14 protein-coding genes and 1 tRNA gene are annotated in these 17,495 nt (G+C 35.3%); 13 read left to right on the top strand and 2 right to left on the bottom strand.

From position 1 onward, the window contains the following. From nuoG to uvrC, 7 genes are all read left to right on the top strand, one after another. Positions 1-2,049, top strand: coding sequence for an NADH-quinone oxidoreductase subunit NuoG (gene nuoG / locus ACQH2O_RS02450; protein WP_425385272.1), 2,049 nt, complete (start codon positions 1-3; stop codon positions 2,047-2,049). Beyond that, entirely contained in the window at positions 2,033-3,058 is a 1,026-nt protein-coding gene (gene nuoH, locus ACQH2O_RS02445) for an NADH-quinone oxidoreductase subunit NuoH (RefSeq protein ID WP_038199678.1), read from the top strand. Before nuoG ends, nuoH begins: the two co-directional genes overlap by 17 nt. Next, positions 3,051-4,046, top strand: a complete 996-nt coding sequence (gene hemB, locus ACQH2O_RS02440; RefSeq protein ID WP_425385271.1) for a porphobilinogen synthase — start codon at positions 3,051-3,053, stop codon at positions 4,044-4,046. The genes nuoH and hemB overlap by 8 nt, the downstream gene beginning before the upstream one ends. Positions 4,047-4,192: 146 nt before the next feature. Further along, positions 4,193-4,951, top strand: a complete 759-nt coding sequence (locus ACQH2O_RS02435) for a phosphatidylglycerophosphatase (RefSeq protein WP_138265045.1) — start codon at positions 4,193-4,195, stop codon at positions 4,949-4,951. A 44-nt stretch (positions 4,952-4,995) separates the two neighbouring features. After that, positions 4,996-5,835: a glycine--tRNA ligase subunit alpha gene (locus tag ACQH2O_RS02430; RefSeq protein ID WP_010082308.1), complete on the top strand. Its 840-nt coding sequence runs from the start codon at positions 4,996-4,998 to the stop codon at positions 5,833-5,835. A 3-nt stretch (positions 5,836-5,838) separates the two neighbouring features. Beyond that, on the top strand, positions 5,839-7,956 hold the full coding sequence (gene glyS, locus ACQH2O_RS02425; protein WP_425385270.1) for a glycine--tRNA ligase subunit beta: 2,118 nt from the start codon (positions 5,839-5,841) through the stop codon (positions 7,954-7,956). Continuing rightward, positions 7,940-9,757, top strand: coding sequence for an excinuclease ABC subunit UvrC (gene uvrC / locus ACQH2O_RS02420; protein ID WP_425385269.1), 1,818 nt, complete (start codon positions 7,940-7,942; stop codon positions 9,755-9,757). The genes glyS and uvrC overlap by 17 nt, the downstream gene beginning before the upstream one ends. A gap of 101 nt (positions 9,758-9,858) precedes the next feature. On the opposite strand, the gene ACQH2O_RS02415 is transcribed toward uvrC, so the two are convergent. Beyond that, positions 9,859-9,935 (bottom strand) — tRNA-Arg (locus ACQH2O_RS02415). A 147-nt stretch (positions 9,936-10,082) separates the two neighbouring features. Between ACQH2O_RS02415 and ACQH2O_RS02410 the strand changes: the two genes are divergently transcribed. The 6 genes from ACQH2O_RS02410 (at position 10,083) to ACQH2O_RS02385 (ending at position 14,514) form a co-directional block, all read left to right on the top strand. Then, positions 10,083-10,856, top strand: coding sequence for an ABC transporter ATP-binding protein (locus ACQH2O_RS02410; protein ID WP_006280146.1), 774 nt, complete (start codon positions 10,083-10,085; stop codon positions 10,854-10,856). 128 nt (positions 10,857-10,984) lie between these two features. Then, positions 10,985-11,152 carry a twin-arginine translocase TatA gene (gene tatA / locus ACQH2O_RS02405; protein ID WP_006013840.1) on the top strand — a complete coding sequence of 56 codons (168 nt, stop codon included), beginning with the start codon at positions 10,985-10,987 and terminating at the stop codon, positions 11,150-11,152. A gap of 166 nt (positions 11,153-11,318) precedes the next feature. Further along, complete coding sequence (locus ACQH2O_RS02400) at positions 11,319-11,975, top strand: exopolysaccharide biosynthesis protein (protein WP_010962397.1); 657 nt, start codon at positions 11,319-11,321, stop codon at positions 11,973-11,975. 90 nt (positions 11,976-12,065) lie between these two features. Beyond that, positions 12,066-12,722: an exopolysaccharide biosynthesis protein gene (locus ACQH2O_RS02395; RefSeq protein WP_010962396.1), complete on the top strand. Its 657-nt coding sequence runs from the start codon at positions 12,066-12,068 to the stop codon at positions 12,720-12,722. Next, positions 12,715-14,088, top strand: coding sequence for a cysteine--tRNA ligase (cysS, locus tag ACQH2O_RS02390; RefSeq protein WP_425385268.1), 1,374 nt, complete (start codon positions 12,715-12,717; stop codon positions 14,086-14,088). The genes ACQH2O_RS02395 and cysS overlap by 8 nt, the downstream gene beginning before the upstream one ends. A gap of 6 nt (positions 14,089-14,094) precedes the next feature. Further along, positions 14,095-14,514 (top strand): YqaA family protein, encoded by a 420-nt coding sequence (locus ACQH2O_RS02385; RefSeq protein ID WP_010962395.1) that lies wholly within the window; start codon positions 14,095-14,097, stop codon positions 14,512-14,514. A gap of 91 nt (positions 14,515-14,605) precedes the next feature. On the opposite strand, the gene ACQH2O_RS02380 is transcribed toward ACQH2O_RS02385, so the two are convergent. Further along, a complete protein-coding gene (locus ACQH2O_RS02380) occupies positions 14,606-17,443 on the bottom strand; it encodes an ankyrin repeat domain-containing protein (RefSeq protein WP_425385267.1) in 2,838 nt (945 codons plus the stop codon). Positions 17,444-17,495: the final 52 nt, after the last annotated feature.

Raw genomic sequence — 17,495 nt, 5'->3', positions numbered from 1 at the left:
GTGGTTAAAGTTACTATTAATTCTAAGGAATGTGAAGTAGAGCATGGGCTCACTATAATTCAAGCTTGTGAAGTCGTGGGCGTTGAAATTCCACGTTTTTGTTATCATGAGCGTTTAGCAATTGCTGGTAATTGCAGAATGTGTTTGGTTGAAGTGGAGGGTGGACCTCCAAAACCAGTAGCCTCTTGTGCAATGCCAGTTGCAGAAGGGATGGTTATTCACACTGATACCCCTAAGGTTAAAAAAGCACGTGAAGGTGTGCTTGAGTTTTTGCTAATTAACCACCCGCTTGATTGCCCAATTTGCGATCAGGGTGGTGAATGCGATTTGCAAGATATCACGATGGCTTATGGGAAAGGAACCAGCAGACTTGATGAGCATAAGAGGGCTGTGCCAAAAAAACACTTCGGACCACTGATTGAGACCGCGATGAATCGATGCATTCATTGCACTCGGTGTGTTAGATTTTTGTCTGATGTTGCAGGTACAAATGAACTTGGAGGAATCGGAAGGGGAGAAAATGTAGAGATTAGCACTTACATAAAAAGGCATATTAGTTCTGAATTATCCGGAAATATCATAGATCTCTGCCCGGTAGGAGCTTTAACTTCAAAGCCTTACTCCTTTACAGCGCGTCCATGGGAGCTATCACATTGTGAGACTATAGATGTGCTAGATGCTGTGGGTAGCGCAATTAGAGTTGATTATCGTGGCCCGGAGGTTATGAGGATATTACCAAGGCTGAGCGAAGAGGTAAATGAAGAATGGATATCAGATAAAACCCGCTTTGCCTATGATGGACTAAAAGTTCAGCGTCTTGATCGACCTTATATAAAAAAAGATGGTAAATTAGCCCCAGTTGATTGGAATGAGGCATTAACTGTTGCTGCAAAGAAATTAAAGAATACAAAATCAAATAAAATAGCTGCAATTGCAGGTGATTTAGCAGATTGTGAGTCTATGCTTCTACTTAAAGAAATGATGCAGAAGCTCGGCTCGGGAAATATAGATTGCAGGCAGGATGGTGCAAAACTTATACCAAATAATCGTGGATCGTATGTGTTCAATACCACTATTGAAGGTATAGAGAATGCGGATTTGTGTCTGCTTATAAATACAAACCCAAGGATAGAAGCACCGATCATTAACGTAAGATTGAGAAAGAGATATTTACAGGGCAACTTTCCTGTTGCAAGTGTTGGTCCTAACATTGAATATTTGTATCATGTTGAGAAATTGGGCGATAATCCTGATATTTTGAGTGAAATAGCAAATGGAAATCATAAGTTCTGTAAGCTGCTGAGTGCTGCTCAGAGCCCTATGCTGATTATCGGTCAAGATGCATTAGTAAGAGACGATTCTGAATCAATTCTAATTCTAGCTGGCAAAATTGCAGAAGAATTTAACATGGTCAGAGATGACTGGAATGGCTTTAATGTGCTGCATAAAGCTGCAGCAAGAGTTGGTGGGCTAGATATTGGGTTTGTTCCTAAAAAAGGCGAAAGGGATATTAATCAAATATTGGAACATGCAGAAAGTGGTGAAATAGAAGTTGTTTATCTTCTTGGTGCAGATGAAATTGACACATTAAAGTTAGAAAACACATTTGTAATTTATCAAGGTCATCACGGTGATAAGGGTGCACATGTGGCAGATGTTATCTTGCCTGGTGCTGCATATACAGAAAAATATGCAACTTATGTAAACACTGAAGGTCGAGTGCAAAGAACAAATTTAGCTGTATTTCCTCCAGGTGAAGCAAAGGAGGACTGGTTAATTATTAAAAATCTCTCGCAATATTTGGATCTCTCCTTACCATATGATAGTTTATTTGACGTGAGAAAAAAATTAGATACTATCGGTCCACAGTTTAGAAATGCTGATCAAGTGATAAAAAACACATGGGTGCCAATTAGCAATGGTAAAATAAATTTAAGTGATACACCTTTTACTTTAAAGGAGTGTAATTTTTATATGACGGATTCAATAAGTCGCGCTTCAAAAATAATGGCAGATTGTACTAAAGCTTTTTATGAACACACTAGTTAATATTTTATTTATTTTAGTACCGCTACTACTTTCAGTTGCATATTTGACATACTTTGAGCGTAAGGTCCTTGCTGCAATTCAACTAAGGCACGGCCCGAGTGTAGTTGGACCTTTTGGGCTATTGCAGCCATTTGCAGATGCTATTAAGCTACTGATTAAAGAGCCGATAATACCATTTAGAGCGAGCACCATACTGTTCATTATGGCTCCAATGCTTACCTTTATCTTGGCATTAATTGCCTGGGCAGTTATACCGTTTGGTGCTGAAGTAATTGTAGAAAATGGCCAGCAAGTAGTTATTCCTAAGGTTATAGCAAATATTAATGTTGGAGTGCTTTACGTGCTAGCTATATCGTCGCTGGGAGTATACGGCGTGATTATTGCAGGCTGGTCAAGCAACTCCAATTATGCATTCCTTGGCGCTATACGGTCGGCTGCTCAGATGATTTCATATGAAGTTTCAATAGGCTTAATAGTTGCTGCAGTCGTTATTACCACTGGAACATTAAATCTTGGAGAGATGGTGGTAGCGAAACACAATATGCCATTTTGGGTTGATTTGCTACTAATGCCTATAGGAATAATATTTTTTATTTCTTTGCTTGCAGAAACTAATCGTCACCCATTTGATTTACCAGAAGCTGAAGCAGAGCTTGTCTCTGGATATAACGTTGAATATTCATCCATGCCTTTTGCCCTCTTTTTTCTTGGAGAATATGCAAATATGATTCTAGCAAGTGCTATGATGACGATATTCTTTCTAGGAGGATGGTATCCGCCGCTGGAGTTCAGTTTACTTTACAAAATTCCAGGTTTAATTTGGTTCATTTTGAAAATAGTTATACTTTTGTTTATATTTATTTGGATTAGAGCAACAATACCTCGTTATCGATATGATCAGCTAATGCGCCTTGGTTGGAAAGTATTTCTACCAATATCGGTGCTTTGGGTGATACTCATTTCAGGGGTGTTGCTCTTTACTGGGAACTTGCCTGGATCCAATGTTTAATTTTCCAAATACAAGATTAAGACGCAGGCGCTCGAGCAAATGGGTTCGCAATTTAACAAGTGAAAATAGTTTATCAGTAAATGATCTGGTTCTTCCTCTGTTTGTTCATGACAGAGAAGAAACAACTGAACCAATTTCTGGCTTACCAGGCGTAAAATGTTATTCAATAGATGGATTAGTGTCTATAGTTAAGGAAGCTAAAGATTTAGGAATTAATGCTGTTGCAATTTTTCCTGTAGTTGATAGTAAACTAAAATCTGAAAACGCTGAAGAAGCATATAATTCTGACAACTTAATCTGCAGAGCAATTTGTGCTGTAAAATTAAAGGTACCTGAAATTGGTATTATTGCAGACGTTGCACTGGATCCATACACTATTCATGGCCATGACGGCATTTTAAAAGATAATCAGATGGATGTAGAAAACGATGAAACTATATCAGTACTGTGTAAGCAAGCACTTGCTTTAGCGAAGGCAGGATGTGATATAGTTGCTCCTTCTGATATGATGGATGGTAGAGTAGGAAGAATCAGAAAATCATTAGATGATAACAACTTTCAAGACGTATTAATATTATCTTATGCAGTGAAATACTGCTCTAGCTTCTATGCTCCATTCAGGCAAGTCGTTGGTTCATGTGGGCTATCACATTCTATAGACAAAAGTGGTTATCAAATGGATTATAAAAATGCGCACGAAGCAATGTGCGAAATTGAAATGGATATAAATGAAGGTGCAGATTTTATTATGATTAAACCAGGTATGCCATATTTAGATATTATCAAAACAGCAAGTGATAAGTTTAATTTTCCGATTTTTGCTTACCAAGTAAGCGGTGAGTACGCAATGATAAAAGCTGCTGCAAATAATGGCTGGCTAGATGATGACAAGGTGATTTATGAATCTTTGATTGGTTTCAAACGTGCGGGTGCAAGTGCAATATTCACTTACGCTGCACTTGATATTGCAAAAAATTTAAGTGCATAAGCCCTATAAAATTATTAAATTTTTGGCGCACGTTCTTCTACTGTTGCTGCATATTACTTAAAGTTTTCCAATACATGTTTTAAGTTGTTGATAAGTCCGTTACAATACAGTATTATAAATAATATAAACCAAGTGTTACTTAGAACATGGGGATTTTTTTTAAATTTTTGGGAAAGATGCTAGGCAAGGTTTTTCCTGCTAAAACAGTAAGCTCTCTTTTAGGAATAGGATATTTACCAAGTTGGCAGAACTATTGGTCTTCTTTTTTAATATTATTTATTGTCGATGTTATATTAATTCTTACATATGGAGGCGAATACTTACTATATAAAATGCCAGACTCAGGAATAGTTGTAGCTGCTGTTTTTACAAAATTGGCAATAGTTATGTTAGTAATGCAATTAATTGGAATATTTATTTTTCATGCTCAAGACCCTTCAGCAAACAGTGGTGAAGAAATAGTAATACAAATAGCGTCAGGGCAAGTACTGACTGTAGCACTTTCAATGCCGGCAATGATGTCGATTTATTATGCTGTAAGTAAACTCTATGGGAATATATGTAAGCAGATGTTTCAATGCCCATTTTGGTTTAATGATTTTATGCACTTTTTCTTTTTTCTTATGATACCTTACGTATTTTTTAATGTCGTAGAAGTGATAAAACCATGGCCAATAAGTTCAATACAGCTCAGCTATAATAATGCAATGTCAATTACATTTGAGGGGATTTTTCACACATTTTATGCGGTGATTTTACTGTATTTAACAGCATTTATATTCTGCGATTTAACTATGCATGATGCAATTGTCCTAAATAAAAGCATAATTCAGTATGTGAGGGAAAGTTCAGCAGTTTTAGGTGATTATTTACATGATACTGTTAAAAAAATAGGTATTGAATAGTACTTATTTATTTATATATTTAGTATAAAAAGTGTACAATTTGTGTGAACTTACAAAGTATAATAAAAGAGTTACAAGATTTTTGGGCTAGTGAAGGATGTGTTATACTTCACCCATACACATCTGAAGTTGGTGCTGGCACATTACATCCTGCAACAATTATGTCTGCAATTGATACAAAACCGGCAAAAATTGCATATCTACAACCAGTAATTAGGCCAGCAGATGGACGCTATAGTGATAATCCTAATCGTTTGTATCAACATCACCAATATCAAGTTATAATAAAGCCATCTGGTAATAATTTACAAGACGTCTATTTAGATAGCTTAAAAGTTCTTGGCATATCTACAGAAAAATATGATATTAAGTTTGTTGAAGATGATTGGGAAAATCCGAGCGTTGGTGCATCAGGACTTGGATGGGAAGTTACATGCAATGGAATGGAAGTAACACAGCTTACTTATATACAGCAAGTTGGAGGGATTGACTGCAAGATGATTCCTGGTGAGGTGGCATATGGGTTGGAACGTTTAGCAATGTGCATACAAGGTGTAGATAATGTTTACGATATAATTTGGAACGATAACGGTGTAACTTACGGAGATATTTTTAAACAAAGAGAATATGAATTTTCTTATCTAGCGTTAGATTATTATGATACTAAAGTGGTACAGCAGCAATTCGAAGATACGGAAAAATTGTGTAAGTTCCTTATTGAAAAGGAGCTACCAATGGCAGCCTATGACCAATGTATTAAAACTAGTCACCTACTTAATCTGCTTGATGCAAGAGGTGTGCTTGGTGTGAATGAACGTACAGCTTATATTGGTAAAGTTAGAGAGCTAACAAAAAAATGTTGTGAATTGTACATGAGTAAATAGCGTATGTCGTTGCAGTTATTATTTGAGTGCCTTTCAGAAGAAATACCACCGAGAATGCAGAATGTAGTTGCAACTCAAGTTAAAAGCTGTATTGCCAATGTTTTTAACAAAAATAATGTAAAATTTACATCAATGGAGGTTTTTATAACGGCACGTCGCATTACCCTATTTGTCGACAACATAAATGCTTTGGAGCTAAAGGATTCCAATAACGAAGTTAAGGGACCAAACATTAACGCACCAAAAAGTGCTATCGAAGGTTTTTTAAGAAAATATCAGAAAAATGAAGAAGATTTGCTCGTTCGAAAAGTAAATAATGAGGATTTTTACTTCATTAAAAGAGAAAGCTGCTCATTTAACATCAGAGAATTCCTCAAAAATCAACTGGAGGAAATGCTCAAAAACTTTTCTTGGTTGAAGAGCATGAGATGGGGCGAAGGAAAAGAAAGGTGGGTTAGGCCAATCAAAAACATTTTATGCATTTTAAATGACGAAATAATACCTGTGTCTTTTGCAGGGATCACAGCATCTAACACAACATATGGCCATCGATTTCTCTCAAGTGGTACAGCGTTAACTGTTAAAGCACCTAAAGACTATTTTGAATTGCTAGAAAAAAACAGTGTAATTCTCCAAATGGACAAAAGAAAGCAATTTATACTAGATCAGATTAATAAATTCACAAAAGAGCAGAATTTACAACTTGAGAAAAATGATTATTTACTAAATGAATTGACAGGGCTTATAGAGTGGCCAATCGTACTGTTTGGTGAAGTGAATCAAGAAAAGTCATTTGGATTACCGAAGGAAGTAATACTTAGTATAGTTAATACACAACAAAAATACCTTGCTTTAAGTAATGGAAAGAGAATTTCACACTTTGTCACTGTTGTCAACGTCAACAATGGTGAAGTTGTTAAAGGGCACGAAAGAATATTAGAAGCACGTCTTGCTGATGCCCAATTTTTAATATCTCAAGATAAAAAGGAAAATCTAGATTATTATGTCAAAAAATTAGGTTCGATATTATTTCATGCTTCACTTGGCAGCGTGGGGGAAAAGGTGAAGCGTATTACGGCTCTGTCAAAGTATATAGCTATATTTATTCCACATGCTTCGCTGATAAAAGTTGAACGTGCTGCATATTTGGCAAAAGCTGATTTGGCAACATCGATAGTCAGAGAGTTTCCAGAATTACAAGGAGTAATGGGTGGATATTATGCTTCTTATTTTCAAGAAGATAAAGAAGTAGTGGAAGCTATAACTGAGCATTATAAGCCAATCGGGCCAGAGCAGGAGTGTCCTAAATCTCCTTCTGCAATTGCTGTGTCAATTGCAGACAAAGTGGATAGCTTAGTTGGTTTAATTGCAGCAGGTGAGAAAATCTCTGGTTCGTATGATCAATTTGGTTTGCGGAGAATGACAATTGGTATAATTAGGACAATACTTGAAAATAATTTGCATGTTCCAATTAGGCTAATGATAGACAAGTCAGTATCTTTATATTCAAGGCTTCTATTTAATAAAAATACAGCGTCAGTTGATAAGCCGAATAGAAAACAAATTTCAGAACTAGTATTTAGATTTTGCTTAGAAAGATTCAAGGTTATTTTAAAAAATAGAGATATAAGGCAAGATGTTGTAGATTCAATACTATATAAAATCGATATTAATGATCTGCTGACAGCAGAAAAGCAAACTGTTATATTGGATCGTTATCTTAGTACTCCAGAAGGTGAACAAATTCTAAGCACTTACAAAAGAGTCAGTAACATGATGAGCAAAGCAAGGAAAAGTGATGGCACTACTTATAGTGCATCTTACGGTAAGAGGTTTTTGATTGAAAGTGAAGAAATTGCGCTATCAAATTGTGCTATAACTGCTTGTAAAAACATAAAACAAGCGATAAAAAATAACCACTTTAATGTAGCACTTGATGAACTTGCTGGTTTTGCTCCGTTTATCAATCAGTTTATGGACAGTATAAAGATTAACTGTGATTCTGATAAGCTGAGAAGAAACAGATTATCTTTGCTTGAAAATGTAGTTTCCATCTTTCATTTAGTAGCAGATTTTAACCTCATACAGGTTAAACAATGGATAAATGCTCAGGCAATATAAAGAACAAATCAAATCATCTCCACAATCCTGTGGCGTGTATAAGATGGTTGGAGATAAGAATAAAGTTTTATATGTTGGAAAAGCAAAAAACTTAAAGTCAAGGTTATCCGACTACCTTCAATTCGAAAACCTTTCTGAACGAATTAGAGTTATGCTCTTACAGGTTATTAAGGTTGAAATATTCATCACTGAGAATGAAATCGAAGCACTGCTTCTTGAAGCACAGCTAATAAAATCATTGAAACCACTTTATAATATTGTGCTCAAGGATGGAAAATTTTATCCTTATATAACAATTTCCAAGCACGATTATCCAAGAATAGCAAAATATAGAGGCAAATTTAAGAAAAATGAGTTTCATTATTATGGTCCCTTTACATCTGCCGCTGCTGTTAAGCAAACTATATTGTCATTGCAAAAAGCTTTTCTCCTAAGAGTATGTTCAGATCAATACTTTTCCTCAACAAAAAGACCATGTATTGAATATCAAATTAAGCGCTGCCCAGCACCATGCATAAACAAAATCACAAAAGACGACTACTGCCAATCAGTAAAACAGGCACGAAATACATTGCTTGGAAGAAATAAGGAAGTGAAAGAACAGTTACTTTTCACAATGAGAAAGTGCAGCAGTGAAGAAAACTATGAGCTTGCTGCTATATATAGAGATCGGGTAAAGTTTCTTGAGCAAATTCAAATACAGCACACGGATTTTTCTTTTGAAAAAGATGCAGATTTCTTCAGTATTGTACGTGAAGAGGATCTAGCATGTATTAGTGTGTTATCGTTTAGAAATAAAGACAACTACGGCAGCACTCCTTACTTTGCCGAGAACTGTGGTGATCACTCAAATGATGAAATTTTATCCACCTTTTTGGTCAATTTTTATAATTCAGCTAACATACCTCCAATACAAATTTACGTTCCAGATTCTATTGTGGATAAGGAAATTATAGAACAAGCACTATATAAGGTTGCTCAAAAGCCAGTAAAAGTTCTGCATGCAAAGAATAAAAAAGAGCGTGATTTATTGAAATTTGTTTATGATAACTCTCAGCATAGCTTAGAGCAGAAGCTTATCGATTATAGAAATAACCTAGAAAAGCTTGAGGAGCTTAGCAAAATCTTCTTGTTACCAAACATTCCAAAGCGTATCGAGGTTTATGATAATAGCCATATTTCTGGAAGCCAGCAAATTGGTGTGATGATTGTTGCAGGGCAGGAGGGTTTTTTAAAGAGTGAGTACAGAAAATTTACTATAAAGGAAAAATTTTCAGGCGATGACTATAAAATGATGAGGGAAGTGCTAACCAGACGTTTCTCCGGCAATATAAAAGGCATAATACCTGATTTTTTACTGATTGATGGTGGACCAGGACATGTTTCCATAGTACAGAATGTACTGGAAGTATTGAATATAAACGTTCCTTTTGCTTGTATGGCAAAAGGTCCTGATCGTAACGCAGGAAATGAAAGATTTTATATGCTGGGCAGGGAAGAATTCAGTCTGGCAAATGACAGCAAAGTCATGCTTTACTTACAATCGCTGCGTAATGAAGCCCACCGTTTTGCGATAACTTCACATAGAAAAAAACGCGATAAACAGTTTATAGTTTCACAATTAAGCAAAATACCCGGCATTGGCAACAAAAGAAAAAAAGCGTTGATGTCTTATTTTGGTTCAGTGAAAAATATAAGCAAAGCTTCTCTGGCTGAAATTCAAAACGTACCTGGAATTAGTAAAGGTTTAGCAGAAGTCATTCTTAAATACGTGAATTATAAGAGAGGAGTACTGGAATGACACAAAACCCGTTTTATTATTAGGGAATTTATATCTTAAAACCGCAAAAAAAGGTGTGCGTATTTGTGAAAAAAAATCTCCATAAAATTTGTGAAGCAATGTGGTGGGACTAGTGCGATTCGAACGCACGACCTTCAGATTAGGAGTCCAACGCTCTATCCTGCTGAGCTATAGTCCCGTATTTCCTACCATTCATGTAAAGTTATAGCAAAAAATCCTTTCTTTTCTAGATTTCTTGCATAACCAATTTATGACGACAAAAAACATTTCTGTACTTCTTGAGTATAATGCTATTATATTTAATAACATGGTTTAAGTAAGATTAATGCTAGTTAACAATATTGGTTATTTCTATAACAATCAAAACGACTTTGCTTTAAGCAATATAAACATTAAAGTAAAGAAAGGAAATGTTGCATGTTTATTGGGGCATTCTGGCTGTGGCAAGTCAACAATTTTGAAATTAATTGCGGGGATAGAAAATCCAAAATCTGGAACTATTTTTATAAATGATAGGTTAGTTGCAAGTAATAAGGCATCAGTCGCTATAGAGCATAGAAATATCGGATTGATTTTTCAGCATTCTGCATTATTTCCTCATAAAACAGTAGTAGAAAATATAACCTTTGCTATCCGCAGCTCTTCCAAGAGAGAAAAGCACCTAATTGCATTGGAAATCTTGAAGTTACTCAATATAGAAAAATATGAAAATATGTACCCTAACGCCTTATCTGGAGGACAGCAACAATTAGTTGCAATAGCAAGAGTGATGGCACAAAACCCTGATGTTGTGTTGTTAGATGAACCATTTTCTAATTTAGATATACTGCTCAAGTGCCGAATAAGACAACATATATTGTCCCTTTTTAGAAGTAAAAATATCCCTGTGCTAATGGTAACTCATGACCCGCAAGAAGCATTGAAAGTTGCAGATTTTATCTACGTAATGAAAAATGGTAAAATTATTCAATCAGGAGTTTCTAGCGATATATACCATAAGCCTAAAGATGATACGCTAGCAAAGTTTTTTAGTGAGCTCTCTTCTACTCTACAGTTAAGCGAAAAGTTTCCACTTATTCGCTGCAAGAAAATAATCTAGTTTGGGATTGTTATAAAATAATTAAAAAACCTTGATTTATAATTAAATAAAGGTGATATAATCTATGTGTTACTTGACTTCAGTCAAGTTTTAATATTTAAAGGTCAATATTTTAAATGGAGGTGAAAATGAGTTTAGGACCATGGCAATTGTTTCTAGTCTTAATAATAATTTTAGTTCTGTTTGGTGCAGGCAGATTACCGCAAGTTATGGGTGATTTAGGAAAAGGCATCAAAAACCTTAAACAGGAGCTTAAGGACTCAGAAAAATTATCGTCTAATGAACCAGATCGTTAGCGTCCTCATACTTCGTGACATGCACCTTAGTGCATGTCATCTGTTTAAAAACTTAGTCAGGTTAAAGAATGAAAGAGATGAAGTGTTGGTATGAAATAAATAACAAATATTGAAATACAGCAACAACTATGTTAGCTTAAGAGGAATATTTTATTAAAGGATAATTGTGCAAAAAAGTGAGAAACTAACTAAAGATAAAAAACTAGCTTCTGATATTCTAAAAGAGGTTGCAGATACCAATAACAATGATAGCAATAAAGTAACTTTGTTTGACATTAAAACAGCTTTGCATGAGCGCGGTTTTGGTATTTTAATAATCATCTTCTCCTTGCCGCTATCGGTGCCTATACCGGTTCCACCTGGTTATACAACTATTCTTTCTATACCTTTAATCTTATTCTCACTGCAGCTTCTATTTGGATTTGATTCTCCTTGGATGCCCAGTTGGCTAGAAAGAAGATCTTTTCAGCGTTCAACACTAGCTCTTGTGGTAGAGAAAACTTCCCCTGTATTAGAAAAAATAGAAAAATTCATGAAGCCAAGACTGTCTTTCATTTTCTATGGGCCTGGTGAGAAGATTCTGGCTTTTATGATGTTGCTTTGTGCAATAATAATAGCTCTTCCATTACCTTTTACTCACTTCCTTCCTGCAATTGGCACAACTCTTATTTCACTTAGCATTATGAGTAAAGACGGGTTTCTATCCATATTGGGAGTTTTAGTATCATTGTGCGCGTTGTTGCTTACTCTTGTTGTAATAGTCAAAGGACCACAACTTATAACCGGAGCACTTTCTCTTCTTAAAAGCTTTACAACACTTTAACAAAAGAACGAATTACTAGCGCAAAATGAATAATGCATATTGAAATAAAACAATAATTGTGTTAAGAATTATTTTTATCAAAGGTTTTTCGTGTCAAAAAATGATAAGTTGACTAAAAGTGATAAATTAGCTTCTGATATTCTAAAAGAAGTTGCAGATACCAATAACAATGATAGCGATAAAGTAACTTTGTTTGACATTAAAACAGCTTTGCATGAGCGTGGTTTTGGTATTTTAATAATCATCTTCTCCTTGCCGCTATCGGTGCCTATACCGGTTCCACCTGGTTATACAACTATTCTTTCTATACCTTTAATCTTATTCTCACTGCAGCTTCTATTTGGATTTGATTCTCCTTGGATGCCGCATTGGTTGGAAAGAAGGTCTTTTCAGCGTTCAACACTAGCTTTTGTGGTAGAGAAAACTTCTCCAGCATTAAAAAAAATAGAAAAGTTCATGAAACCAAGAATGTCTTTTATTTTCTATGGGCCCGGTGAAAAGATTTTAGCTTTTGTAATGTTGCTTTCTGCATTATCGATAGCTCTTCCATTGCCTCTTACTAACTTCATTCCTGCAATTGGTACGACTCTTATTTCGCTTGGCATTATGAGTAAAGATGGGTTTCTATCCATATTGGGAGTTTTAATATCATTGTGTGGGCTATTGCTTACTCTTGTTGTAGTAGTCAAAGGGCCACAACTTATCATTGGGGCATTTTCTTTTCTCAAAAGCTTCGTATATGGTTAGGCTTTACAACACCTTAACAAAAAAAAAGGAGCTTTTTACACCTATCGATAAAGATCATGTGAAAATGTATGTTTGCGGACCAACAGTATATGACACAGCACATATAGGCAATGCACGGTCTGTTGTTGTGTATGATGTGTTATTTCAGCTACTTAAGTTTTGTTATGGCAAAGTTACCTATGTGCGTAACATAACCGACATTGATGATAAGATAATTAATGCAGCAAGTGAAAAAAATAGCAACATAGAAAGTATCAGCACATATTACACCAAGGCTTTTCATGAAGATATGAGAAGCATAAATTGTGCAGAGCCAACACACGAGCCAAAAGCAACGAAAAACGTAGATTATATTATAAAATTAATTGAACATTTGCTGCAATCAGGCCACGCTTATGAATCTGACAAACATGTGTATTTTAATATAGAATCTTACCATGAATATGGTACTTTATCAGGAAAAAAAACTGATGAATTGGTTCCAGGTAGCAGAGTTGAAGTTAATGAAAATAAAAAGCACCCGGGAGATTTTGTGCTGTGGAAGCCTGCAAATGATATTGACTACAAACTTTCAAGTTATTGGAATAGCCCATGGGGAGAGGGCAGACCTGGATGGCATATAGAATGCTCAGCAATGTCATATGCTTACCTTGGCAAAGATTTTGATATTCATGGTGGCGGCATAGATTTACAATTTCCTCACCATGAAAATGAAATTGCACAGAGTAAGTCTGCATTTGCTGGATCAATGTTTGCAAAATACTGGATACATAACGGTTTTCTTACAGTAAATGAAGAGAAAATGAGCAAGTCCTTATTTAATATAGTCAAAGTAAGAGATTTGCTAGATAGTGGAATAAAGGGTGAAGTAATACGCTATGCACTGCTCAAAACTCACTACAGAAAACCACTTGATTGGACAGAAAACGTTATTTCTGACGCACAGGAAACCTTAAATAAATTTTATCGGCTATCACGTGGTTTAGATACAATAAATATTGATGAAAGTAACGCAGAGATTTCTAAAGATTTTATAGACGCTTTAAAAAACGACTTAAACATTCCTGAAGCTCTAGCTATATTACATGAAATGGCTGCAAAAATTAACAAAATGAGTAATGAAAGTGAAAAGCTAAAATTAACTGAGAGTTTTGTTAAGAGTGCCAGATTTATTGGTCTTCTTGAGTCAAGTTATGAAAAGTGGTTTGCTGTGGATGTAAATCATCAAGAAATAGAAAGGTTGATAGACTTAAGAAAAATTGCAAAAAAAAATAAAAATTACGATACTGCAGACAAAATAAGGGATCAGTTGAAACAAATGGGGATTACAATTTCTGACAATGAAGATGGTACAACAACCTGGTAAACTCATATGGAAAATTACTTTCTGTTATTCACAGATAGTCTAGTATCATCATTAGTCTTACCCATACATCAAGGTTTTGTGTTCAATACCATGCTTTATTTCAGGTCGTATCACACTCCACTACTGATGTTATTTTTTGGAGTACTAGGATCAAGCCTTGGTGGAATAGTTAACTGGTATTTAGGTAGAATAACAATCTCTATACGAAAATCATACCGCAAACTAGAGAACGAGCATAAAACACCAAAAATCGTAAAAAATCTACTGATTTGTGCAGTTACATTACTTTCATGGGTGCCAGCACTTGGAAGTGTGATTCAAATTTTATCAGGTTATTTTAAGTTAAACCTTTATACCCTTGCCCCTTTAATCATTCTATCTAATTTCTTCTATTTGTTATATCTAATACTTACTTTTGGAGTATAACAGCTATAGTACTACAGCCATTAAAGCCCACTTCTGTCATCCTATGCCCTGATAGAAGCGGAGCTATAAATTAAATGCAAAATTTCAGTAGTCACAGGATGGATGCACCATGAGCTAAAAGCCATTCCACAAGATCCCTATGATCAAAATCAGTGGCATAATGTAATGCTGTCATTCCCCTATTATTCTTAGCATTAACATCTGCTTTGCGTTTTAGTAGCACTCTAGCCGTGTCAAAATTTCCCATAATAGCAGCAAAGTGTAGCGGAGTGTTGCCATTTTCATCTTTAGCGTTAACATCATCCCCTTCTTTAATGAAGTATTTTGTTAATTTTTCACTTCCAATTTTAGCAGCATGGTGCAGTGGAGTTTTATTGCATTCGTTCTTAACACTAACATTTGTGGTGTGTTTCAATAGTGTCTTAGCTAAAGCAACCATACACATCCCATCGTCAATAGAATTTGTATCACGAGCTGAAAGTAACTCCACAAGTTCTTGGTGATCAAAATCAGTGGCATAATGCAATGCTGTCATTCCCCTATTATTCTTAGTATCAACATCTGCATTGTGTTTTAGTAGCACTCTAGCCGTGTCAAAATTTCCCATAATAGCAGCAAAGTGTAGCGGAGTGTTGCCATTTTCATCTTTAGCGTTAACATCGGCACCTTTTTCAATGAGGCATTCTATCGTTTCTATACTTCCACTTCTAGCAACATAGTGCAGCGAAATTCTATTTTGTTCGTTCTTAACATTAACATCTACATTATGTTCTAATAGTACCTTAGCTACGGCAACCCTACCCATCTTAGTAGCAAGATGTAGCGAAGTATCGCCATCTTTATCCTTAGCATTAACATCTGCATTATGTTTTAATAGTACCTTAGCCACGTCAACCCTATACATCATAGTAGCCCAGTGTAACGCAGTGGTGAAGCCACTTTCATCTTTAGCGTTAATGTCCGCCCCTTTGCCTATAAGGTATTCTACTATATCAACCCTTCCATCATAAACAGCCTGATGTAACGGAGTGATACCATATCTGCTCTTAGCATTGACATCTGCACCCTTATTGATAAAATATTGCACTATGTCCAATCCTCCACTCTCAACAGCTGAACACAATGGAGTGCTGTCAGATCCATCCCTAGCATTAACAACACAATTAAATTTATCTGGGTGTTTTTCTTCCATATGTGTTAATACGCACCTAACTGCCTCATAACTGCCACTTTCGGCAAGTGAATGCAACGGTGTATATTTCCATTTACCATAAATAGGATTAAAGTAAAATTCGTCAATTAACTCACCATACTTACTCACATATCCCCAAACAGATGCAACAATAGAATTATCTATTAATACATCATAACTGTTTATCAATTCTAGAGCTTTCCTTAAGACCTCTTCTTCTCGGCCTTTCTCTTGTAATTTTAATCTAGTCACCTTTTGCACTAGTCTGTAAATATTTACTACTCCTTTCCTTAATTTAATCATTGAATATCGATTAAGTAACTCAACAGCATTCCACAACGCTTCTTTATCATTAGCTACTTGCTGTGAAAAGATTTCTTCTATATAAATCTCATTAGGAGAAAAATAGGCCATTATCTCGAGAATGCTCAATGCTTCCGGCCCAAATTTTTTTTGCACTATAGCATCAATTGTAATTTTCCAAGTTATGAAAGTTGCCTTAGCATAACGATCACTTTTATATTCGGACTTAAAGTCAAGTAGCTTCTCTGCTATCTTTTCACACTTTTTCAGATAGCCACCAACTCTAATCCTTTTTCTACCCCTATGACTAAATACAATATTTTCTTCACTAATATATGTAACCGCTAGTTTTAAAGCCAATTGGGAATATTGTAGTTCCTGTGCTAGCTTTTTTATTTCCTTATTCTGTAAATTGTTTTCTATATTCAAAGCCCTTTTAACAAATTCTAAAGCTTCTATTTCATCAAATTCATCTGATTCTTCTATATCTCCTTCTTCTCTTGCTTTCGATTTTTTGTCACGAGGACCATAAGGTTTCTTATGGGGTCTTTGCTTGTTATTTTGCGCTGTTACAGCTGCATGTATTTCATTCAGTGTTTTACTATCCTTATGCTGTTGTTTTGCTATTTTATCAATTCCTTTATTCCCTTTCTTTACCCCTCGTTCTATCCCACATAGAGTGCTGGCCCATAGCTCCACTTTTTGGAAAAATTCTTTTCCTTCTTCTGGCGAAAGAAAACGTCCTTTTATATCTTTCACCCAGTCTGATATTTTCTCCAGAAGGTCATTGCAAAAGATTTCATTGTCACCAACATAGCCAAACTTTTTGGCCAATCTACCACTCATCTCACCTTTAAACAATTCTTTTAGCTGACTTTCATTGGGCAAATTAACCGCAAACACTAGTTCATTTAAAAAGTCTTCGACTTCTTTATCACTGACTTCTCTACCTACCTTACCCTTTATAAAATCCTTATTTTCCTGCAAGTATGAGATAATACTATTATCAAATTTATATCTTACACCATCACCTACATCCAGAAACTCATCTTGTGTGTCTATTCTTATAACTGAAATTTCCTTTTCTTTATTCTTTCCACTCGACATCATTCTCAGCTTTCTCACTTCATGTTGTGCTGAATCTGTGAAATCAAAATCAATATTCGTAACAATAGCAAAATACTTCATCTCACCCTTAAACTTTCCATTACTTTTGATCTTTAAATAAGCAATAAAGTATTTCAACAAATTAAACTCACCACTCTTTGTTAATAAGCTACCTACACTGATTTTTTCAGTTCCATCTTGTTTGTGTTTGACTTGCACAAACCTATGTATTGTTGTTTTATTTTGCTTACATTGGAGAACAACATCATCAAAGCCTGCAGCTGACTTCAATTCTGTAGCTAAGCGGAAAGGACATTTTTTATCCATCACACGCATGAGAAATAATATGAGCCACAACTCTTGATAGTCAATACCATGG

The sequence above is a fragment of the Wolbachia endosymbiont (group B) of Schoenobius gigantella genome, from assembly GCF_964031005.1.
GTDB lineage: Bacteria > Pseudomonadota > Alphaproteobacteria > Rickettsiales > Anaplasmataceae > Wolbachia > Wolbachia pipientis.
The sequence above is the reverse complement of the archived record's forward strand: the minus strand, read 5'-3'. Positions and strand labels throughout refer to the sequence as shown.